The following is a 21284-nucleotide window of genomic DNA, read 5'->3' on the forward strand; positions in this document are numbered from 1 at the left end:
CGTTACCATATGCGAAACTGCGCCGGGGTCGGGACTTGGTGTAGGATCTTACAAGGGTAGATAAATGTTAAAACGGTTCTTGCTGACCTGCAGTATTCTGGCCACTGGTGGCATCGTTGCCAATGGGGCCTCTGCAGAGAGCCTTGAAGAAGCTTTGATCAAGGCATATCAAAGCAACCCGACGCTGGAATCCGGTCGTGCGTCGCTTCGTGCCACGGATGAACAGGTTTCGCAGGCGCTGTCAAACTGGCGCCCGAACGTTTCGCTTTCGGGCGAAGCTGGCTTCCGGGACTTGGATACCGATCAAAATGGTACCGAAACGGACAATAGCCTGACGCCTTATACTGTCGGTGCAGAAGTTGTTCAGCCTCTCTATCGTGGTGGTCGTACCGTTGCTGAAACTGATCGGGCGGAAGCGCGTATCCGTGCGGCACGTGCGGCCCTGCGTTCTTCAGAACAGGATGTGCTGCTGCAGGTTGCAACGGCCTATTTCAACGTTTTGCGTGATACGGCAGTTGTCGAACTTAATCAGAATAACGTCCGCGTGCTTGAACGTCAGCTTGAAGCAACGCGTGACCGCTTCTCGGTTGGTGAAGTGACACGTACCGACGTCTCACAGGCCGAAGCCCGTCTTGCCGGTTCCAAGGCAGACCTGATCTCAGCCCAGGGTAACCTTGCCAATACCCGTGCCCAGTACGAGCGTCTGGTGGGTAACAAGCCTGATAATCTTGAAATTCCGAATCCGCTGTCGGGGCTTCCGACCAGTGTTACGGATGTTCTGGCGATTGCCCAGGAACAGCATCCTGATGTGGTTCAGGCCCAGTATACCGAAGATGCGGCAAAGTCTGACATCCGGCTGAGCGAAGGGTCGCTTTATCCGGAAGTCAATCTGAGTGCCGGTGTGCAGCGCGCTTACGAAGCCTCGCAGGAGGATCTGACCTCGGACAGTGCAGAAATACTCGCACAGGTCACCGTTCCGCTTTATCAGAAAGGTGCGGTTTATTCATCTGTTCGTGCGGCCAAGCAAACAGCCGGTCAGGCCCGGGTTCAGGTTGATGAGGCCCGTCGCGCCGTGATTGAAAATGCAACCAGTTCCTGGGAAACCCTCGTGACGGCACGTGCGAGCATCGAATCCCAGCAGGCGCAGGTATCATCTGCCGAGGTCGCTCTTGATGGAGTGCAGCGCGAAGCTTCTGTTGGTTCGCGTACCGTCCTTGACGTTCTAGATCAGGAACAGGAACTGCTTCAGGCACGTGTGAACCTTGTTGGTTCGCGCCGTGACGCAGCGGTTGCCGAATTCCAGGTCAAGGCGGCGATGGGAGCCTTGAATGCGCAGGTTCTCGGCCTTCCGGTCGAAATTTATGACACTGAATCCAACTATAACAAAGTCAAGGATCAGTGGTGGGGAACGGATTGACCTGATTGCTGACAGGGCCTTTGGGCCCTGTCAGACCTTGGGGAAGGGTCGGTTCGGTAATGAAATCTAGTGCGGAAGATAAAAAATGAGTGACGGGCAACAAGAACCTTCAATGGAGGACATCCTCCAGTCCATCCGCAAGATTCTTGCTGATGAAGGGGATGATGACAAGAAACAGGCCGCTCCTGAACCAGAACCGATGCCGGAACCAGAACCCGAACCGGAAATTGAAGAAGAGATCGACGAGCTCGAACTTGATGAAGAGCCCGAAGAACTTGAATTCGATGAAGAACCGGAAGAGCTTGAGCTTGACGAGCCCGAAGAAGAGCTCGAACTCGACGATATGCTCGATTTCGATGAAACCCCGGAAGAAGACGAATTCGAAGAACCTGAACCCGATCTGATGGATGACTTCGACGAACCGGAACCCGAACCGGCAATGCCGACGGTCTACGAGGACGACGAAGATGACGAGCCGCTGATTTCCCGTGCTACCGAAAACACGGCAACCGGAACCATCTCGGATTTGGCGCAAGCCGTTGCAAAGAAACGTGCCGTCGCCCTTGGCCTTAATGCTGGTCATATCACGCTTGAAGACCTTGTGCGCGATATGCTGCGTCCGTTGCTTAAGGAATGGCTTGACGAAAACCTTCCCTATATGATCGAACGCCTTGTGAAAAAGGAAATCGAGCGGATTGTGAACCGCGCCGAAGACCTGTAGGCGAGCCGAAATATGATTTACAGCGGCGCGCCAACGGTGCGCCGCTTTTTCTTTGTACAGTGATAAAACCCGCAGCGGATCAAAAGACCATGTTGGAGAAGACATATAGCCCGGCCGACGTTGAAGGCAGACTTTACGATAAATGGGAAAAATCGGGGGCGTTTGCCGCCGATCCGGCATCAGGTGCAAATCCCTATGTCATCATGATGCCGCCGCCCAACGTAACCGGCAGCCTCCATATGGGGCATGCACTGACCTTTACGCTTCAGGATATTCTGGTGCGCTATAACCGGATGTCGGGCAAGGATACGCTGTGGCAGCCCGGTACCGACCATGCCGGTATCGCGACACAGATGGTCGTTGAACGCCAGCTTGGCGAACAAAACGTGACGCGTCATGACCTTGGCCGCGAAAAGTTCATCGAAAAAGTCTGGGAATGGAAAGAAAAATCCGGCGGCACTATCACCAATCAGCTTCGCCGTCTGGGCGCATCACCAGATTGGCCACGTGAACGCTTTACCATGGACGATGGTCTGTCGGCTGCTGTTCGCAAGGTATTCGTTACCCTGCACAAACAGGGACTTATTTACCGTGACAAGCGTCTGGTCAACTGGGACCCGAAACTTCTGACCGCGATTTCCGATCTTGAAGTCGTTCAGAAAGAAGTCAAAGGCCATTACTGGCACTTCAAATACCCGATCGAGGGCAAGGAAGGCGAGTTCATCACCGTTGCGACCACGCGTCCGGAAACCATGTTGGGCGATACCGGTGTTGCGGTTCATCCTGATGATGAACGTTACAAGGATCTGATTGGTCAGTATTGCATTCTGCCAATCGTGGGACGCCGAATCAAAATCGTTGCTGATGAATATGCCGATCCTGAAAAGGGATCGGGTGCCGTTAAAATCACGCCAGCGCATGATTTCAACGACTTTGAAGTCGGCAAACGCAATGATCTCGAAAAAATCAACATCATGGATGATCATGCGCGCATCAATGATGACGCGCCGGAAGAATATCGTGGTCTGGATCGGTTCAAGGCACGCGAACTGATCGTTGGCAAAATGGAAGAACTCGGTCTGCTTGAAAAGATCGAAGACACCGTTCACATGGTGCCTTACGGCGACCGTTCAAACGTCGTGATCGAGCCGTACCTGACCGATCAGTGGTTTGTGAATGCCGAAGTTCTGGCCAAACCGGCGACCGAGGCAGTTGAAGACGGTCGTATCAAATTTGTGCCCAAGAACTGGGAAAACACCTATTTTGAATGGATGCGCAATATCCAGCCATGGTGCATATCGCGTCAGCTTTGGTGGGGACATCGCATTCCGGCATGGTTTGGTCCGGACGGTGAAATCTTTGTCGAGGAAACCGAAGAAAAAGCCTTGGCGGCGGCCAAGGCGCATTTCGGCAAGGATGTTGAACTTACCCAGGAAACCGACGTTCTTGATACGTGGTTCTCATCGGCATTATGGCCATTCTCGACCCTTGGCTGGCCGGATAAAACCCCGGAACTGAACAAATACTATCCGGGTGATGTGCTGGTTACCGGTTTTGACATCATCTTCTTCTGGGTTGCCCGCATGATCATGATGGGCATGCATTTCATGGATGGTAAAGTTCCGTTCAAGGATGTCTATATCCATGCGCTGGTCCGTGATGAACATGGTCAGAAGATGTCGAAATCCAAGGGCAACGTGATTGATCCGCTGGAACTGATTGACGAATATGGCTGTGACGCGCTGCGTCTGACCCTGACGGCACTGGCTGCTCAGGGCCGCGATATCAAGCTTGCAGCGTCCCGCGTTGAAGGGTATCGGAACTTCGCGACCAAGCTTTGGAATGCGGCACGTTTCGCTGAAATGAACGAATGCAAACCGGTCGACGGGTTCAATCCTGCCAATGTCAGTTCGACACTGGCACGCTGGATTGTCGGTAAGACCGCCGAGGCGGCAAAAACCGTTTCATCGGGCATCGAAAGCTATCGTTTCAATGATGCCGCGAACGGTGCTTATCAGTTTGTCTGGGGCACTTTCTGCGACTGGTATCTGGAACTGGCAAAACCGGTCCTTATGGGCCAGGACGAAGACGCCAAAGCCGAAATCCGGGCTGTGACTGCATGGGTTGTGGATCAGATTCTTTTGATCCTGCACCCGATCATGCCCTATATCACCGAAGAACTTTGGGAAAAGTCGGCTGATAATCGTGCGACGCTTCTGATGTCGCAGGCTTATCCGAAATTCGACGATGCACTGATTGACCGTGCCGCCGAAGATGAAATCGATCTTGCCATCCGCCTGATCGGTAATATTCGTGGTGTTCGTTCCGAAATGAACGTACCGCCTGCGGCTGAGGTTCCGATCTATCTGGTCGATGCATCCGATGCAATGAAGGCAGCCGTGTCCGCGCAGGAAGCCCAGGTTAAACGTCTGGCACGTGTGGCTGTGGTTGAATTCAAAGGGCAGGGCGATGTTGAAGCCATCGCCAAAGGGGCCATTCAGACCGTCGTTGACGGTGTAACCGTCTTCGTTTCGGTTGCCGATTTCATCAATGTCGTGGCCGAAAAGTCGCGCCTTGAGAAGGAAATCGACGGCAAAACCAAATATATCAAGGGTCAGGAAGGCAAATTGTCGAACGAAAGTTTCGTCAGCCGTGCGCCTGAACATATTGTCGCGACCGAAAAAGCCAAGCTTGAAGAAGCGCGCGATACCCTTGCCAAACTTCAGGAAGCTCACGCCCGCATCGCGGCGATGTAATTCCGGTTGTTGTGATCACGTCAAAGGGCCAGTCCATCGGATTGGCCCTTTTGCGTTTCATTCACTCTGATCTTTGACGAATTTTGAAATTCATCCTCGCCAGAGTTATAGAATCGCATAAATTGGCGACCAACCGTTATCTCGCTATCTGACGCAACTTTATCCCGATGATGGGCCGAACCGTAAAATGCTGATTGAAGAATGCCCTTATATCGAACCGCTTGATGCCTACGGTGCCTTTGCCGGGTTCGCAGACAGTCATTTTCTTGATTCCGGTGACCGGGACCGCTTTGCTTATGTTGTTGCATCGCCGTTGCATAAACTGACTGCCAAGAACGGGCAGGTGAAGCTTGACGGTTTTCCCGTTCCCGGTGATCCGTTCGGGGTTCTTGCCGATCTGATGGCACGCTATCGCGTGGAAGCCGGTCCGGATTTACCCCCGTTTCAGGGCGGGGCTGTCGGTTATTTCGGTTATGAGCTTGCCCAACAGCTCGAAACGCTCCCCCAAGCTCCGCAGGACTGGCTCAACATGCCCGACATAGCGGTTGGCATCTATGACCTTGTCATCGCATTCGATCAGCTTGATCGCCGCATGTGGCTTATTTCGACGGGGATTCCCGAAACATCGCCGACTGCACGGAAAAAACGTGCGGCTGATCGCATCGGGATTATTCGTAAGTACCTTCGGTTTGCACGGCCAATGCTTGAAACGCCCGAAATTCCTCATACGCCAGATATCATGCCGTGGCAGTCGAATTTTGATCGTGTCGGCTACGAAGGTGCCGTGCAGACCGTCGTTGATTACATCCATGCCGGGGATATTTTTCAGGCTAACCTGTCGCAAAGTTTCCGGGCCGAATATGCTTATGATGTCATTCCCAAACGGTTTGACCTTTATCGCCGCCTCAGCCTTGCCAGTCCGGCACCATTCGGGGCTTTCCTGAATTTTGGCGATGTGGCAGTCCTGTCCAATTCGCCCGAGCGGTTTCTGAAGGTCGCGGATGGGCAGGTGGAAACCAGACCGATCAAGGGCACACGCAGGCGCGGGGCCATGCCTGTCGAGGATGCCGAACTCGCACAGGAATTGATGTTATCTGCGAAAGATCGCGCAGAAAATATTATGATTGTTGATCTTCTGCGTAACGATTTATCGAAAGTATGCAAGCCGCATAGCGTAAAGACGCCGCAGATTTGTACGCTTGAGAGTTATGCAAATGTCCATCATTTGGTTTCGACTGTGACCGGGGAATTGCAGGATGGCAAGTCTGCTGTCGATTTGCTAGCAGCCTGTTTCCCGGGCGGTTCGATTACAGGCGCACCAAAAATCCGCGCAATGGAAATCATTACCGAACTTGAAGGATCGACGCGTGGTGCGTATTGCGGAGCAATCGGCTTTATCGGCTTTAATGGCAGCATGGATACCAATATTGCGATCCGAAGCATTTGTGTAAATGGCGGTCGCATGGCGTTCAATGTAGGTGGTGGAATCGTCGCCGATAGCATTCCCGCTGCTGAATATGATGAGACGCTGGTCAAGGCCGCCAAGATATTCGAAGCATTGGGGATCCGGCCCTATGCGGTGTAAGATGGTTGACCTTATGCATTATCATCAACGCACTCATGGACGGATCGGGTTGAAATGATCCTGCTGATCGACAATTACGATTCCTTTGTTTTCAATCTGGCGCGCTATTTCGTGGAGCTTGGACAGAAGGTTGATGTCGTGCGCAATGATCGGATCGATGTTGATGAAGTACGTCGGTTGAATCCCGATGCCATCGTCTTTTCCCCCGGACCATGCGGCCCGGATGAAGCGGGAAACAGTATCGACCTGATTACCAAATTATCCGGCGATTACCCGATGCTGGGGGTCTGCCTGGGGCATCAGTCGATTGCACGGGCATTTGGTGGCGTCGTAAAACGCGCAAATCGGCCGGTACATGGCATGACATCGGCAATTGATCACAATGGTTCGGCACTGTTTAACGGTATCAAATCTCCGCTGACGGTAACGCGCTATCACTCGCTGGTTGTTGATCTTCCGCTGGATGGCACTTTGGTTCAGACCGCGACGGGACCGGACGGCGAAATCATGGCTTTTGCCCATCGGGATCTGCCGATCTTTGGTGTCCAATTCCATCCCGAAGCCGTCTTGACCGAGCAGGGACATGATTTGTTGTCTAACTTCCTTGCCATTGCCGGTGCGACCGTTCCGCGAAAGGCTGCGTCGTGACGAAAGTCTGGCTTAATGGCAATATCATTGGTCAGACGGATGCGCATATTGCCGTCACGGATCGCGGATTGCTGTTGGGAGATGGTTTTTTTGAAACCATGCGGGCCCATAAGGGCAGGGTTGCATGGCTTGAGCGGCATCTTGATCGTTTGACCAGCCATGCCGAATTAATCGGCCTTGATCCGATATTGCTGCCTAATGCCCAAACAGTTGCCGAAGCTATCGCATCGCTTTGTATGGAACTTGGTGGGAATGATGCGGTTATTCGCCTGACCGTTACGCGTGGTAGCGGCCCGCGCGGTTTATTGCCACCCCAAGATTGCCATCCCACGGTTCTTATAACGGCGTCATCCTTTATCAAACCGGCAAAGGATGAGGGATTGATCCTTGCGACGTCAAAACGGGTTCGGCGCAATCCGTGGTCGATTGCAGGCAAGGTCAAAAGCCTTAACTATCTCGACAATATAGCAGCGCGACAGGAAGTCGCCGCTTGTGGCGCGGACGAGGCACTCGTTCTTTCTGTTGATGGTTCTGTCGCGGAAACAACAATCGCCAACCTGTTCGGGATTCGTGACAATACGTTTTATACAGCACCTGCCAATTGCGGAATTCTTGCCGGGTTGGCACGGAAATTCGTCATTGATTGGTGTCGAGATCACGCGGTTGCCGTCCACGAGGCGTCTATCGATCCGAAAGACCTGTTGTCAATGGATTTGGTTTTCGTCTGTAACGCATTGCAGGGAATAAGGTTTGTTCGCTCGATTGATGGCGTTGCTTTTGACTTTGATCAGGCGAAACACGATCACGCTATGCAATTGGTGGGTGATTTTGAAAAATCACTATGCCTTGGTATAGATGTTTAACTAAAATTAACTTCAATCGGGCATTTTCGTTTCCCACGCCTTTTGACGGGAATGCACATGACCGCGTCTTCAACAAAATCGGAACTGACCTTAGCAAGGTTCGTTGAAAACCTGCGCAAACACGGGGCCAATGGCAAGCGGTCGATTGTTGCAATTTTGAATATCCCCGTATCCTTGCGCCTTGAACCGCAGGATTATCAGGATATTTCGCGTGATGCATTTCATCATCTGCCTGAAAAGACCCAAGAATATCGTCTTGAAAACGGTATGGTCGCTTTTATTCGTCCATCCAAATCGTTTGGTGAAACCGATACGTTTTTGACCAGTGTGACCGAAACGCTCAAGGACGTTATCCATCGACAGGGTTTGGGCGACATCCCACAAAGGCTTTGGAACGAATTTTCCTGGCCAGAAGACCGCAAGGCAATGTTTGGTTTGTTGGGGCTTCCTGAAGAAAACCATTTTCCAAACGAAAGCCTGCAACGCTTTGATATGGCCGAAATGCTGCGTTCTGCCATCACTGATGAAGCGGTTTTCGATTCCTGTCGCCGTCAGGCTATTCTGGAATTTCACGACAGCCGTCGCGAAATCCTTGGCCATGAACTTTATTGTTCGCTGGATTATCTGCGTCAGCACCATCTTGCCAGTTTCCTTCTGGAAGGCCCGGGCGAGGTTGAAATCCTGTCGCGCGTGCTTGATGAGAAGGTGATGGATGTCACCAAAAGTCTGGCCCCTCAAATGCTGCCGGATACCTTGCATCTGAATATGATGGTGCAATCGGTATTCAGTGATCGCTTTGCCGAGTTTCTGGGCTCGGAAGACAGTCGTTTTGCTGAAAACTTGGCGATTGAAATCTCGCTTGAAAATGCGATTTCAGATTGGTGGGAGTTCGAAGATGCCTGCAATCTGCTGCATTCTGCTGGCGTGCGTGTGGGGCTTGATCGTATCACCTTACCATCGCTTGAATTCCTGTCGCCTCAAAAGATCAATGTCGATTTCGTCAAGGTGATCTGGGATCAGAACATTATCGGCTCCAAACGGGCTGACGCGACAGACAGGCTTCGCGAATTTGCTTCTGTTTTTGCCGACCGCAACCTGATTCTGACCCGGTGTGACAGTCGCACGGCACTGCGCATGGGCCGAAGCCTTGGTGTGGATGCGTTTCAGGGAAGCTACATCGACGCGCTTTTGGGGAAATACCTGCATAAGGAATGTAAATCGCGTAATACCACTTCGGATCGTAAATGTGCTGTATGTCAGTGGGCACCGCGCGAATTACGCAAAAATGGTTGCGAATTTCATTTCAGGGCTGGAAAAATTCTGGCCGAGATTTGACCTTGTCGCCCTACTACCCGGCAACACAGTGTTTCCACTGACACCCTGTATGGGGGTTTGACAACAATCTTTCCATTTTCTAAAGTGAAGAGGTCTGATCAAGGTGGTCAGGCATGTCGTTGAAACACGGCGCTTATTCTCAGGGCAGGGTGAAATTCCTGACCGGCGGTAATCCTGATTTCAGAGAAGCCCGCGAGCGCCTGCCAAAGCAATTTGGCAGGGTCAGCAGATCCGGTGAGATTCCGGAGCCGACGGTAACAGTCCGGATGGGAGAGGATAAAGCGTGGCGGATAACGGGGGAACCTGTTGTCGTCAGCCTATGACTGGCGTGCGGCTTTGCCGTGCGTGCAGACCTTTCTTTTGATGCCTTGATTCGTAAGCTCCTTAAACGGAGAACCGTTATGAATCAGAGTGTTCATCAGGAACCGGAACTTTCGATCTTTGGCGATCCGATCGCACGTATGGAACGTGCACTTTCGGATTTGCGCAATGGCAAGGGGGTTCTGGTCGTCGATGATGAAGATCGCGAAAATGAAGGCGATCTTATTTTTTCCGCAGAAAATCTGACCAATGAACAGATGGCGATGCTGATCCGCGATTGCAGCGGCATTGTCTGCCTGTGTCTGACCGATGAAATGGCAACTGCACTTGATCTACCGCCGATGGTTGCCAACAACACGTCGAGCATGGGAACCGGTTTTACCGTTTCCATCGAGGCAAAGGTTGGCGTGACCACCGGTGTTTCCGCTGCTGATCGCGTGACTACGGTCAAAACCGCAATTGCCGATGGAGCAAAGCCGGATGACCTTGCCCGTCCGGGGCACGTCTTCCCGCTACGTGCGCGTGCAGGGGGTGTTCTGGAACGTCGCGGTCATACCGAAGGAACGGTTGATCTGATGCGTCTGGCGGGCTTTAAACCGGCAGGTGTTCTTTGCGAAGTCACCAATCCGGACGGCACAATGGCGCGTTTACCGGAACTGATTGCCTACGCACAGCAGCACGACATTGTTGTGATCAGCATCGAAGATATCGTTGCCTATCGCGGCGTTTTACAGCTTGCCGCGGAATAGATATGTCAGACAGGGACCGTCTGGGGGTGAGAGTTTAATCTGACTTTGCGCTTCTTGGGCCCTTGGCGAGCGAGTAGCACGACAAATTTGCGCACTTGGCAAGGCTTGCTTCATGCTTTGCCCAAGCTGAAAGGCAGCAGAGTTTTTCTGCTGCCTTTTGCGTTCGATGACTTTGTCTTGCCGGGCCGCGAACGATCCTTGATCAGTCGTCGATCATGCACCAGACCGGGGTGTGATCCGATGCCTTTTCCTTGGCGCGCGGGTCGCGATCAATATCCGATGCGCTGAGCCGGTCGGCTGCGGCCGGAGTCAACAGCAGGTGATCGATGCGAAGCCCGTTATCCTTGTTCCACGCCCCCGCACGGTAATCCCACCAGCTATATTGGTGGCCCTGCGGATTGAAGGTCCGGAATGCGTCGGTGTAGCCCATATTCATCATGGTTCGCAGTTTTTTGCGTTCCACGGTCGAACATAGAACGGTTTCGTGCAGCTTGATCGGGTCGTAAACATCCGAGTCATCCGGCGCGATGTTGTAGTCACCGCCCATAACGGCGGCGTCGCCACTTTCACGGATTTTCTCAAAACGCTTGATCAGGCGATCCAGGAAGTTCAGCTTATATTCGAATTTCTCCGATCCGACCTCGCTTCCCATCGGGACGTAGATCGATGCCACACGAATCGGACGATTTCCCGATATAGTGGCTTCGATATAGCGTGCCTGTTCGTCGTTGTCATTGCCCGGCAGGCCGCGTTCGACATCTTCAATCGGGAATTTTGACAGGATCGCCACCCCATTATAGGTCTTCTGGCCGTGCAGGGCGATGTTATAGCCAAGATCCTCGATTTCCATAGCCGGGAAGCTGTCATCGACAGTTTTGGTTTCCTGAAGCAGTACAACATCGGGCTTTGCGTCGCCAAGCCATTCAAGGATATTGGGCAGGCGAGCCTTGATCGAGTTGACGTTCCATGTGGCGATTTTCATGCGGGCCTCGATGTTCAGGATGAATTTTGCGGCTTTATGCACAGACATAACAGCATTATGTCCAAACAAAAACGAGGTCCGTGAAACACGAACCCCGCTTTATAAATCGTTTTTCCGACGCGGATCAAACCGAGAAACTGGATCCGCAACCGCACGATGATGTTGCGTTTGGATTATTCACACGAAACGCTGCACCAACCAGTTCGCGGACAAAATCGATTTCCGCACCGCCGAGAAGATCAAGCGATACGTCATCAATCACCATTTTCGCGCCGTGATTTTCGAAAATGTGGTCTTCATCGGTCTTGTCGGAATCAAGCGAGAATTCATACTGAAAACCGCTACACCCGCCACCGGAAACCTGAAGACGCAACATCAGGCCTGACTTTCCATCGCTGGCAATCAGTTCCTGAATACGTTTTGCGGCACTTTCGGTCATCTGGACCTGCCGGGCAGTTTCCGTCATTCGACACTCCTTGATGTGCTATCCCGAAATATTCCAGTTACCGGATATTCACGGGCAACCCAACGGGTATATTGACGATCATGGTGGCAACTTTAACACAGCCTGATCGCGTTCCTTAAGGGTCTATTTAGTGTGCATGGCAGAAATGTCAAAACCTGAGAGCAGGGCCACTAAGCGGTTGCTTGCGTTTTGATGCGAAATGTCCCAAAACAGCCACATCAAAATGGTTGTGATAAACCATGAACGAAATTTGCAAAGACCAAAAGTGATGAATGTTTTCAGCCTGTTGAAAAGCGACATCGAGAACCAGATTCTCGCCCTTGAAAAAGACGGCGTTTTGCCCGCTGGCAGCGATACCGCACGTATCACGGTCGAACCGCCGCGCGATGCCGCTCATGGCGATGCCGCGACCAATGCCGCGATGCTGCTTTCCAAGGCTGCGGGGATGAAGCCACGTGATCTGGCAGAAAAGCTTGCCGAAAAACTCGGCACGCTTGATCATATCGAACAGGTCGAGATCGCCGGGCCCGGCTTCATCAATCTACGAATGGCCGATGATTTCTGGCTGTCACAGATCACCGAAGTGCTTGAAAACGGCAAGACCTATGGCAACAGCAATCTTGGTGCAAACACCAAGATGAATGTCGAATATGTCTCGGCCAATCCGACCGGCCCGATGCATGTCGGCCATTGCCGCGGGGCGGTTGTTGGCGATGTTCTGGCAAATCTGCTGGCCAAGGCCGGTTATGACGTGACCAAGGAATATTACATCAACGATGCCGGTGCGCAGGTCGATGTTCTGGCGCGATCCCTGCATCTGCGTTACCGCGAAGCGCTTGGCGAAACCATTGATGAAATTCCGGCTGGTCTTTATCCGGGCGATTATCTGGTGGCACCGGGCAAAAAGCTTGCGGCACGTGATGGCGATAAATGGGTCAAGGCACCCGAAGAAGACTGGCTGGAAGAGTTCCGAGGTTTTGCGATTGTCGAGATGATGGCATTGATCAAGGAAGATCTGCGTCTTCTGGGCGTTGATCACGACGTCTTTACGTCTGAAGCCGGACTTGTTGCCGCAGGCAAGGTGCAGGCCGCGTTCGAGCATCTGGAGAAAAAGGGCGACATTTATGTCGGCGTTCTGGAACCGCCAAAAGGCAAAACGCCCGATGATTGGGAACCGCGCCCGCAGACGCTGTTCCGGGCGACTGAATTTGGTGATGATGTTGACCGCCCTCTGAAAAAGTCGGATGGCAGTTGGACCTATTTTGCGTCCGACATTGCCTATCACTTTGACAAATACGAACGTGGTTTCAACCACATGATCGATATTTTCGGTGCTGATCATGGCGGTTACGTCAAACGTATGAAAGCCGCGACCAAGGCGATTACGGGCGGCGAGGGCGACCTTGATGTCAAGCTGTGCCAATTGGTCAGCCTATTTGACAATGGTGAGCCGGTTAAAATGTCCAAACGTGCCGGAACGTTCGTGACCCTGCGTGATGTGGTTGAACGCGTTGGTAAGGATGTCGTGCGGTTCATCATGTTGACGCGCAAGAACGACGCGACGCTTGATTTTGACTTTGCCAAAGTGACCGAACAGTCCAAAGACAACCCGGTATTTTACGTTCAATACGCCCATGCCCGCGTTAATTCGGTATTCCGTCAGGCGCGCGAAGCGTTCCCTAATCAGGATTTCTCGGATGCGGCACTGGTCGGGGCCGATCTATCGGCTTTGGTGTCGGAAGATGAAAAGATGCTGGTGCGTCGGATGGCTGAATGGCCGCGTATTGTTGAACAGGCCGCCGTTGCACATGAACCGCATCGTATCGCATTCTTCCTGAGCGAAATTGCTGCCGAATTCCACGCCTTGTGGAACAAAGGACGTGACAATACCACATTGCGTTTCATCGTTGCCGATGATCTGGCGGTGACGCAGGCGCGCCTTGCCATGATCCGTGCTACCGCATTGGTTATTGCGTCCGGTCTTGATGTGCTGGGCGTTGACCCGGTCGAGGAGATGTAATCACGATGAACGAAGAACAGGGTTTCGGCCTTAGAGCGGAGCAGCGTTATCAAGGGGCTGGCAAAAAAGCCCCAGGCGGCGGCTTGGCGAAAGGGGTGGGAACCATCGTTCTTGGTCTTGTGATTATTGGTGGTGGTCTGGGCGGGGCCGGTTACTGGTTATATAATCAGGGGCAGCCAGCACAGGAAGAAGGCAAATTGCCAATCCTTTTGCCAGATCCACTGCCGATCAAGTTGCGACCGGATGATCCCGGCGGAATGGAAGTTCCCCACCGGGATACAACGATTTATGAACAGCTTGATAGTAACCAGCCCGAGGATCAGGTGGTTCTTCAGGAACTGCCTGATATGCCAAAGGTGCCCGATGTCATACCATCCCCCGATAATACGGGAGAACCAGCGGTGATCGAACAGACACCGGAGGCCGAGATTGTCGCAAATGCAGCGCAGATCGGTTCGGGCAAAGATGTAAATGCGTCTGCGAAAACTCCAGCTGAAACAGCAATTGTCGCACCAAGCGATGCAGAAAAAGCAATCGCTGTTGCCAAGGCCAAGGAACAGGCCACAGCACCGGCTGCCACCAGCGCCAGCGGCATATCGGAGAAAGACTTCCGCATTCAGTTGGCGTCAGTTCGCGATACGTCGGGGGCCGAAGCGGAATGGAAAAGATTGTCTTATAAAAACAAGGACTTGCTTGGCAGTCTTCAGATGTATCTGAAACGTGCAGACCTTGGTGACAAGGGTGTGTTCTATCGTTTGCAAGCCGGTCCTTTGCCGGACGCTGCTGCGGCTGAAACGCTTTGTCGCAACTTGAAACAACGCAATGTGGGGTGTCTGATTGTCCGGCCTTGAGGTAAGAAAACCGCGTGCCTGTATTCTTGGTGTTGAAGGTACAGAACTAAGCAATTGGGAGAAGGGCTTCTTTCGTGAAGCTGATCCCTATGGCTTTATCCTGTTTGCCCGTAATGTCACGGATCTGAAGCAGGTCAAGGCGTTGAACAATCAACTGCGCGAAGTTGTCGGCAATATCAATGTGCCGATTTTTGTCGATCAGGAAGGTGGGCGCGTCATGCGCCTCAAGCCGCCGCACTGGCGCAAAATCCCTGCGGCTGGTGTGTTTGGTCAATTGTTTGAAACAGCACCTGAAAATGCCCGCGAAGCCGCATATATTAGTGCGCGCCTGATGGCGGCGGATTTGCGTGATGCCGGGTTTAACATCACCTGTGCGCCGGTGCTTGATATCCGCTTCCCTGGTATGAGCGACGTGGTTGGCGACCGTTCCTATGGTTCGACGGTGGAGCAGATTGTGCCGTTGGCAAGTGCGGTTGCCGCCGGGTTGCTGGACGGCGGGATCGCACCGGTCATCAAACATATTCCAGGTCACGGGCGTGCATCGGTCGACAGTCACAAGGATTTGCCGATCGTGACCGCGTCACGCGAAGAACTGAGCCGCCTTGATTTCGAACCGTTTCGTCAGATGAAGGATGTGGTTGCGGCGATGTCGGCCCATTTGCTGTTTACCGCGATTGATGATCAGCGTCCGGGCACCGTATCGGCCAAGGTCATTTCCGAAATTGTCCGCGGTGATATCGGGTTTGAAAATCTTCTGATCAGTGATGATCTGTCGATGGAAGCCCTTGGTGGTTCGATTGCCAGCCGGACCCATGAATGCCTTGCCGCAGGTTGTGATATCGCGCTTCATTGCAATGGCAAACGCACGGAAATGGAAGAAGTCGTATCCATGGCCCCGAAACTTGCCGGTGAGGCGCTGACACGTTCGCAATTGCTGAGCAATCAGATCGCAGGTTTTAATACTACACAGCCGCCCTCGGCGCAGATTGCCGATTGGCAGGCCCGACTGGCTGAATTGCTATCACCGGTCTGGTCGGCTGGCGAGCAGGCGTAAGGGAAGCTGAATAGGTGAACGACATTATCGAGATTATCATTTCCGCGTCTACGTGGGTGTTGCCGGTATTGCTGGCGGTGACTTTGCACGAAGCCGCGCACGGCTTTGCAGCCAAGCTGTTCGGGGATGATACAGCGCAACGCGCCGGGCGGCTTAGCCTGAACCCGATCCGCCATATTGATCCGGTGGGGACTATTTTGATTCCCGGTTTGCTGTTGCTGACTGGTGCGCCGTTCCTGTTTGGTTATGCCAAGCCGGTCCCGGTCGCGTTCCATCGTTTGCATCCGCAACGTCTTGGTGTAATCGGGGTGGCGGTTGCCGGGCCCGCAACCAACGTCGCATTGGCAATAGCATCAATTCTATTACTGGTCGGGTTACCGTCATTTTCGCCGGCGGTCAATGACTGGCTGGCAACGACGTTACAGCAGTCGATCTGGCTGAACTGCATTCTGGCTGTGTTCAACATGCTCCCAATCCCGCCATTGGATGGAGGGCGGGTTCTGACGGCGATATCGCCAATGCCAATTGCACGGGTCTTGGCGCGCATGGAAAAAACCGGCATGATCCTTCTGATTGCGCTGATCTTCCTGTTGCCCTACGTCACGGGGCTTCTTGGCGTTAATCTGCCGATATTCCACTGGCTGGTGATTGAGCCTGCATCTGCACTTGTTGATTTTCTGGCCGGTATTTTCGCCTGATATGAGGCGGACGGTCCGGGGGGATTATGGCCAAACAGTTCGAACTCGATATTCCGGACGAGGTATTTGACAAGGCACCCGTTGATGATGGGCCAAGTCTTGCTGAACGCCTTATGCTGGATCTGGACGGGTTTGAAGGGCCGCTTGACCTTTTGCTGGAGCTGGCACGCGACCAGAAAGTCGACATCATCAGGATTTCGATCCTGGAGCTTGCCGAGCAGTATCTGACTTTCATTAATACCGCGCGTGAATTGCGACTGGAACTGGCGGCCGATTATCTGGTGATGGCGGCGTGGCTGGCTTATCTGAAATCTCGGTTGTTGCTGCCAAAGCAGGAGTCCGACGAGGAAGAGCTCAGTGCAGAGGAAATGGCAGAGCTTCTGGCCTTCCAGCTGAAGCGGCTGGAAGCGATGAAAGCGGCCGGTGAGAAACTGCTGGAGCGGCCCAACCTCGGGCGTGATTTCTTTGGCCGGGGTGATCCCGAGGAAGTCCGGGTCACGACGGCGTCGGTTTATGATGCGTCGCTTTATGACCTGTTGAAAGCCTATGCACAGATCATGCTGACATCTGAATCCAAGACATTGGAGATTGAGGCATTCGATCTTTATGCGATGGACGATGCAATCCGGCGGTTGCGCGATCTGTTCGGGCGTCGGGTTGTTCCGACATGGACAAAGCTTCTGGAATTCATGCCACATGGTCTTGGCACGCCTTTGAAGGCACGGTCGGCACTGGCTGCGCATTTTGTTGCCAGCCTTGAAATGTGCCGCGATGGTGAATTGGAAATCTCGCAAGAGCAGGTGTTTGGCCCGATCATGCTGAGGTCACCGCAAAAAAGACGCGATCCTGAATTGGACATCACATCCGGGGATTACAGCGATATGGACAAGCTAAGAGCCAAATCCGGGGCAGGGATGGATAATAATGGTGACTGAGACAGTAACCGACCCGCAGTTTGAAATCGATGGTATCGAACACGGTCCTCAAGTCGACTTTCAGCATCTTCGAATTGTTGAGGCTGTGCTGTTTGCGTCTGCGGAACCGGTCAGTGAACGGGTTCTTGCCGCGCGTTTGCCCGAAGGTTCAGATGTTTCCCTTTTGCTTAAAGAACTGCAGGCAAACTATTCAGAGCGTGGGATAAATCTGAATCGTGTCGGTGAAAAATGGGCGTTTCGCACTGCGGCTGATTTGGCAGGTGATCTTCATATCGAGGTCGAAAAAGCAAAGAAAATGACGCGTGCAACGCTCGAAACGCTGGCGATCATTGCCTATCACGAGCCGGTTACACGTTCCGAAATTGAAGAAATTCGTGGTGTGGCCCTGTCCAAGGGGACGCTTGATATTCTGCTGGAAGCGAAATGGATCCGTCCGAAGGGGCGCAAACGTGTGCCGGGCCGTCCGGTTCTTTGGGCGACGACGGATGATTTTCTGGATCATTTCGGGCTTGAAGATCGTGACGATCTGCCGGGACTTGCCGATTTGAAGGCCGCTGGATTGCTTGATAGCCGTCCTGGCATGGGCCGATACGGTGCCAGTTCCGACGAGGAAGCATTGCCCGATCTGGTTGATGATGGCGAAGTTACCGATGCTGTTGTCGAAGAAGCTCTTACGACCCGCAATCTGGCCGATCTTGATGAAACCATCTACAGCGATAATCCCAATCTGGAAGAAGAATACGACGCGGAGAACCGTTAAATCGGGCCCATTCACATCTTTTATCGTGCTTCTTTGATCCAGCTTCTTGCATGCGCTGTTGGGTAGGATTAAATCTGGGAAAGATTTTGCAACTTAATTGCAGGGTTTCCCGGCAAAAGAATAAAGAGAGATCTGATGCCCGACGGCTTGAGAATGTCCAATGTCAGCCATGATTTCGGCAGTACCAAGGTTCTCAAAGACATAAGCTTTGACGTTGCGCCCGGCGAACTGGTTTGCCTTTTGGGGCCCTCGGGATGTGGCAAGACTACTGCATTGCGTATTGCCGCAGGGCTTGAAAAGCTTCAGCAAGGCAGCGTTTCCATTAATGATCAGCTTGTAGCGCGGCCCGGGGAATATCTTGAACCCGAAAAACGCGGTGTCGGTATGGTGTTTCAGGATTACGCCCTGTTTCCGCATCTGAGCGTTGCCAAGAATATCGGGTTCGGTCTGCGTTCATCAAATGAGATTGAACGCAAGGAAGCGGTCGAACGTGCGCTTCGGCAGGTCGGTATGGCAGATTATTACAATGCCTATCCCCACGAATTATCCGGCGGGCAGCAACAGCGGATTGCACTTGCCCGAGCTCTGGCGCCAACACCGCGCGTGATGCTGCTGGACGAGCCGTTTTCGGGGCTTGATGTCGCACGCCGGGCCGAACTTCGTGATACCACGCTGCATGTTTTGAAAAATGCCGGGATCGCAACCATCATGGTGACCCATGATCCGGAAGAAGCGATGTATATGGCGGATCGGATTATCATCATGAATGAAGGGCAGGTGATGCAGGATGGTACCCCCGAAGACCTTTATTTCAATCCGCAAAATCGTTTTGTTGCATCTTTCTTTGGCGAGGTTAACCGTTTCCCCGGAACAGTGCAGGGCGGGATTGTGACGACGCCGCTTGGTGATGTGGCGCAGGGTGGTCTTGATGACGGAACACCGGTTGAAGTTCTGGTGCGCCCGGAAGGATTGCAGATTGCCGATGCCATGAATGGACATGATATTCTGGCGCGGGTCGATGCTGTGCGGTCACTTGGTGAAATCAGTCTGATGCATTTATCGCTTCATGCGGGCGGGCATGTCCATGCGCGCGTGCCACGCAGACTTTCGTCAGTAAATCAGGGGTCGGTCGCTATTACGCTTGATCCTGACATGACCTTTGTGTTTCCTATGAATTAGGCCAATTTCAACGCGAAACAGGTCCGATGAGACTAAGAAACAAACATACAGGTTCGTAGCGGTGCACGGTATATTCACAATCGTTGCATTGCACAGTGGGGGGCTTTCTGCCATTATCCGGGCATTCTCGCCGGATGGCAGATTGGATCTTTGGAGATAGAAGTTATGGGTATTGGCGTTTGGCAAATCGTTCTGATTCTGGCGATTGTCCTGATCATCTTTGGTGCCGGCAAACTGCCGAAAGTCATGGGTGACATGGGTAAAGGGATCAAGAGCTTCAAAGCAGGCATAAACGAAAAAGACGAAGACAGTGCTGCTTCGGCCAAAACCATCGAAAACAACACGTCTGCTTCGGTTTCTGCTGAAAGCAAAGACAAGGATTCCGTGAAATCCTGATCGTCTGTCGGGTTTCCTTCAGATAGGCGTGTTCCATGTTTGATATCGGCTGGACCGAAATGGCACTTGTGGCCGTCGTCGCGTTGTTCGTCGTCGGCCCCAAGGACTTGCCCCATGTGCTTTACAAGCTTGCCGGGTACTGGAAAAAAGTGCGCGGTATGGCGCGCGAATTTCAGGGCGGTATCGATAATCTGATTCGTGAAGCCGAACTTGATGATCTGCGCAAGCAGGTCACCGATGCACGTTCGAGCACATCAGACTTCATCGAAAACAAGATTGCCGAGCCGAAAACCAAGCCAAAACAGGCAAAACCGGCAGATAAAACTGCCGAAAGCGAAACCGACAACAAATTGGAAACCAAAACCACAGCATCGAAGACCGATGCCGCGGCATCGGCAAAACCTGCTGCTGCGGATAAGAAGACTGATCATCCGGAGAGTCAGGCGTGAACATGCAGTCGGATGACAAGCAGATGCCGATCATGGAGCATCTGATCGAGCTTCGGAATCGTCTGACATGGGCGGTTCTGGCACTCTTTATCACTTTCGGTATTTGTTATTATTTCGTCGAAGATATTTACGGGTTCCTCGTAAAGCCCCTTGCTGACGTAATGGGGCCGGACCGGCGAATGATCTATACCGCGCTGACCGAGGTGTTCTTCACCTATGTAAAGGTCTCGTTCTTTGCTGCCTGTTTTGTTTCAGCACCGGTCTTTCTTGGCCAGTTATGGGCCTTTGTCGCGCCGGGACTATACAAGAATGAACGTTCGGCATTCATGCCGTTCCTGTTTGCGACGCCGATCCTGTTCCTTGCGGGCGGGGCACTGGTTTACTACCTGATCATGCCGCTGGCGTGGAAATTCTTCCTTAGTTTCGAAAGTGCAGGCGGGGCATCGGGACTTGCCATTCAGCTTGAAGCCAAGGTCGGCGAATATCTTGCGCTGGTGATGAAGCTTATTTTTGCGTTTGGCCTGTGTTTCCAACTGCCGGTATTGCTGACACTAATGGCGCGCGCTGGTATCGTAACCGCATCTTCGCTTGCCAAGCGGCGCAAATATGCGGTTGTGATCGCCTTTGTGTTTGCCGCAGTGCTGACGCCGCCGGATCTGATTTCGCAGGTTGGCCTGGCAATCCCCATCATCATTCTTTATGAAATTTCGATCCTGATGGCGCGGATGTCGGAACGTAAACGTGCCAAGCGCGAAGCGGAAGAAGATGCCGAGCTTGACGGTGACGATGAGGATACCGATCACAATAAAGACGACGTCGATACCCAGAGTTCGGCTGCGGCAGCTGCTGATTACGGGGACGATGATGGCAAAGCAGATGACAAGACCGATTTCAAAGCGCTTGCAGGTTCTGCGCCAAAATCTGATACGCCTTCGTCATCCCGATCTTTGGGATCCGCGAAAGGCGACGATGACGAGGATGATTTCAACAGCGCGCGCTGATTGAATTGTCCGGTTCTCGAATGACCGATCTGACGGGGTGGACCAAGCGTCCACCCCATCGTATAAAAGCCCGAATAATTGCCCGCATAGCTGAATAA

General features: G+C 52.8%; 20 protein-coding genes and 1 riboswitch. Of the genes, 18 read left to right on the forward strand and 2 right to left on the reverse strand.

What is annotated here, in order from left to right; all coding sequences use genetic code 11:
- Window positions 1-64 precede the first annotated feature (64 nt).
- The 8 genes from TH3_RS09500 (at window position 65) to ribB (ending at window position 10395) form a co-directional block, all read left to right on the forward strand.
- Complete coding sequence (locus TH3_RS09500) at window positions 65-1417, forward strand: TolC family outer membrane protein (RefSeq protein ID WP_007089651.1); 1353 nt, start codon at window positions 65-67, stop codon at window positions 1415-1417.
- Window positions 1418-1529: 112 nt separating this feature from the next.
- The gene (locus TH3_RS09505) at window positions 1530-2138 is read left to right on the forward strand and encodes a DUF2497 domain-containing protein (protein ID WP_007089650.1); all 609 of its coding nucleotides are present in this window, start codon (window positions 1530-1532) and stop codon (window positions 2136-2138) included.
- Between the two features lie 89 nt (window positions 2139-2227).
- Window positions 2228-4894 (forward strand): valine--tRNA ligase, encoded by a 2667-nt coding sequence (locus TH3_RS09510; RefSeq protein ID WP_007089649.1) that lies wholly within the window; start codon window positions 2228-2230, stop codon window positions 4892-4894.
- A gap of 187 nt (window positions 4895-5081) precedes the next feature.
- On the forward strand, window positions 5082-6479 hold the full coding sequence (gene pabB, locus TH3_RS09515; RefSeq protein WP_007089648.1) for an aminodeoxychorismate synthase component I: 1398 nt from the start codon (window positions 5082-5084) through the stop codon (window positions 6477-6479).
- A 54-nt stretch (window positions 6480-6533) separates the two neighbouring features.
- Complete coding sequence (locus TH3_RS09520) at window positions 6534-7127, forward strand: anthranilate synthase component II (RefSeq protein WP_007089647.1); 594 nt, start codon at window positions 6534-6536, stop codon at window positions 7125-7127.
- Complete coding sequence (locus tag TH3_RS09525) at window positions 7124-7990, forward strand: aminotransferase class IV (RefSeq protein ID WP_007089646.1); 867 nt, start codon at window positions 7124-7126, stop codon at window positions 7988-7990. Before TH3_RS09520 ends, TH3_RS09525 begins: the two co-directional genes overlap by 4 nt.
- Window positions 7991-8047: 57 nt before the next feature.
- Complete coding sequence (locus TH3_RS09530) at window positions 8048-9325, forward strand: EAL domain-containing protein (protein WP_007089645.1); 1278 nt, start codon at window positions 8048-8050, stop codon at window positions 9323-9325.
- A gap of 131 nt (window positions 9326-9456) precedes the next feature.
- Window positions 9457-9607, forward strand: a riboswitch (FMN riboswitch).
- Window positions 9608-9726: 119 nt separating this feature from the next.
- The gene (gene ribB, locus TH3_RS09540; RefSeq protein ID WP_007089643.1) at window positions 9727-10395 is read left to right on the forward strand and encodes a 3,4-dihydroxy-2-butanone-4-phosphate synthase; all 669 of its coding nucleotides are present in this window, start codon (window positions 9727-9729) and stop codon (window positions 10393-10395) included.
- Window positions 10396-10597: 202 nt separating this feature from the next.
- Here the strand turns inward: ribB and xth are convergent, their stop codons facing one another.
- Together xth and erpA are read right to left on the reverse strand one after the other, a co-directional pair.
- On the reverse strand, window positions 10598-11425 hold the full coding sequence (gene xth, locus TH3_RS09545; protein ID WP_007089642.1) for an exodeoxyribonuclease III: 828 nt from the start codon (window positions 11423-11425) through the stop codon (window positions 10598-10600).
- 76 nt (window positions 11426-11501) lie between these two features.
- Window positions 11502-11843, reverse strand: a complete 342-nt coding sequence (gene erpA, locus TH3_RS09550) for an iron-sulfur cluster insertion protein ErpA (RefSeq protein WP_007089641.1) — start codon at window positions 11841-11843, stop codon at window positions 11502-11504.
- Window positions 11844-12111: 268 nt separating this feature from the next.
- On the opposite strand from erpA, the gene argS reads away from it, so the two are divergent.
- The 10 genes from argS to tatC all read left to right on the forward strand — a co-directional run bounded on the left by argS (window position 12112) and on the right by tatC (window position 21186).
- Complete coding sequence (argS, locus tag TH3_RS09555; protein WP_007089640.1) at window positions 12112-13863, forward strand: arginine--tRNA ligase; 1752 nt, start codon at window positions 12112-12114, stop codon at window positions 13861-13863.
- A 5-nt stretch (window positions 13864-13868) separates the two neighbouring features.
- The gene (locus tag TH3_RS09560) at window positions 13869-14714 is read left to right on the forward strand and encodes an SPOR domain-containing protein (protein WP_007089639.1); all 846 of its coding nucleotides are present in this window, start codon (window positions 13869-13871) and stop codon (window positions 14712-14714) included.
- The gene (gene nagZ / locus TH3_RS09565; protein WP_007089638.1) at window positions 14701-15768 is read left to right on the forward strand and encodes a beta-N-acetylhexosaminidase; all 1068 of its coding nucleotides are present in this window, start codon (window positions 14701-14703) and stop codon (window positions 15766-15768) included. The genes TH3_RS09560 and nagZ overlap by 14 nt, the downstream gene beginning before the upstream one ends.
- 14 nt (window positions 15769-15782) lie before the next feature.
- On the forward strand, window positions 15783-16466 hold the full coding sequence (locus TH3_RS09570) for a site-2 protease family protein (protein ID WP_007089637.1): 684 nt from the start codon (window positions 15783-15785) through the stop codon (window positions 16464-16466).
- Window positions 16467-16492: 26 nt separating this feature from the next.
- The gene (locus TH3_RS09575) at window positions 16493-17401 is read left to right on the forward strand and encodes a segregation and condensation protein A (protein ID WP_007089636.1); all 909 of its coding nucleotides are present in this window, start codon (window positions 16493-16495) and stop codon (window positions 17399-17401) included.
- Window positions 17391-18161 (forward strand): SMC-Scp complex subunit ScpB, encoded by a 771-nt coding sequence (gene scpB, locus TH3_RS09580; RefSeq protein WP_007089635.1) that lies wholly within the window; start codon window positions 17391-17393, stop codon window positions 18159-18161. Before TH3_RS09575 ends, scpB begins: the two co-directional genes overlap by 11 nt.
- A gap of 135 nt (window positions 18162-18296) precedes the next feature.
- Entirely contained in the window at window positions 18297-19340 is a 1044-nt protein-coding gene (locus TH3_RS09585) for an ABC transporter ATP-binding protein (protein ID WP_007089634.1), read from the forward strand.
- A 165-nt stretch (window positions 19341-19505) separates the two neighbouring features.
- Entirely contained in the window at window positions 19506-19736 is a 231-nt protein-coding gene (gene tatA / locus TH3_RS09590) for a twin-arginine translocase TatA/TatE family subunit (RefSeq protein ID WP_007089633.1), read from the forward strand.
- A 35-nt stretch (window positions 19737-19771) separates the two neighbouring features.
- Complete coding sequence (gene tatB, locus TH3_RS09595) at window positions 19772-20185, forward strand: Sec-independent protein translocase protein TatB (protein WP_007089632.1); 414 nt, start codon at window positions 19772-19774, stop codon at window positions 20183-20185.
- Window positions 20186-20187: 2 nt separating this feature from the next.
- Entirely contained in the window at window positions 20188-21186 is a 999-nt protein-coding gene (gene tatC / locus TH3_RS09600; RefSeq protein ID WP_338057536.1) for a twin-arginine translocase subunit TatC, read from the forward strand.
- Window positions 21187-21284 lie beyond the last annotated feature (98 nt).

Origin of the sequence: Thalassospira xiamenensis M-5 = DSM 17429, assembly GCF_000300235.2 — a bacterium.
GTDB lineage: Bacteria > Pseudomonadota > Alphaproteobacteria > Rhodospirillales > Thalassospiraceae > Thalassospira > Thalassospira xiamenensis.

Coding starts and splice junctions, on each gene's coding strand:
- scpB (WP_007089635.1), top strand. CDS start 17,391: ATGGTGACTGAGACAGTAACCGACCCGCAGTTTGAAATCGATGGTATC.
- TH3_RS09575 (WP_007089636.1), top strand. CDS start 16,493: ATGGCCAAACAGTTCGAACTCGATATTCCGGACGAGGTATTTGACAAG.
- TH3_RS09560 (WP_007089639.1), top strand. CDS start 13,869: ATGAACGAAGAACAGGGTTTCGGCCTTAGAGCGGAGCAGCGTTATCAA.
- tatA (WP_007089633.1), top strand. CDS start 19,506: ATGGGTATTGGCGTTTGGCAAATCGTTCTGATTCTGGCGATTGTCCTG.
- argS (WP_007089640.1), top strand. CDS start 12,112: ATGAATGTTTTCAGCCTGTTGAAAAGCGACATCGAGAACCAGATTCTC.
- ribB (WP_007089643.1), top strand. CDS start 9,727: ATGAATCAGAGTGTTCATCAGGAACCGGAACTTTCGATCTTTGGCGAT.
- TH3_RS09510 (WP_007089649.1), top strand. CDS start 2,228: ATGTTGGAGAAGACATATAGCCCGGCCGACGTTGAAGGCAGACTTTAC.
- TH3_RS09500 (WP_007089651.1), top strand. CDS start 65: ATGTTAAAACGGTTCTTGCTGACCTGCAGTATTCTGGCCACTGGTGGC.
- TH3_RS09505 (WP_007089650.1), top strand. CDS start 1,530: ATGGAGGACATCCTCCAGTCCATCCGCAAGATTCTTGCTGATGAAGGG.
- tatC (WP_338057536.1), top strand. CDS start 20,188: ATGCAGTCGGATGACAAGCAGATGCCGATCATGGAGCATCTGATCGAG.
- TH3_RS09530 (WP_007089645.1), top strand. CDS start 8,048: ATGACCGCGTCTTCAACAAAATCGGAACTGACCTTAGCAAGGTTCGTT.
- pabB (WP_007089648.1), top strand. CDS start 5,082: ATGCTGATTGAAGAATGCCCTTATATCGAACCGCTTGATGCCTACGGT.
- TH3_RS09585 (WP_007089634.1), top strand. CDS start 18,297: ATGCCCGACGGCTTGAGAATGTCCAATGTCAGCCATGATTTCGGCAGT.
- tatB (WP_007089632.1), top strand. CDS start 19,772: ATGTTTGATATCGGCTGGACCGAAATGGCACTTGTGGCCGTCGTCGCG.
- erpA (WP_007089641.1), bottom strand. CDS start 11,843: ATGACGGAAACTGCCCGGCAGGTCCAGATGACCGAAAGTGCCGCAAAA.
- xth (WP_007089642.1), bottom strand. CDS start 11,425: ATGTCTGTGCATAAAGCCGCAAAATTCATCCTGAACATCGAGGCCCGC.
- TH3_RS09520 (WP_007089647.1), top strand. CDS start 6,534: ATGATCCTGCTGATCGACAATTACGATTCCTTTGTTTTCAATCTGGCG.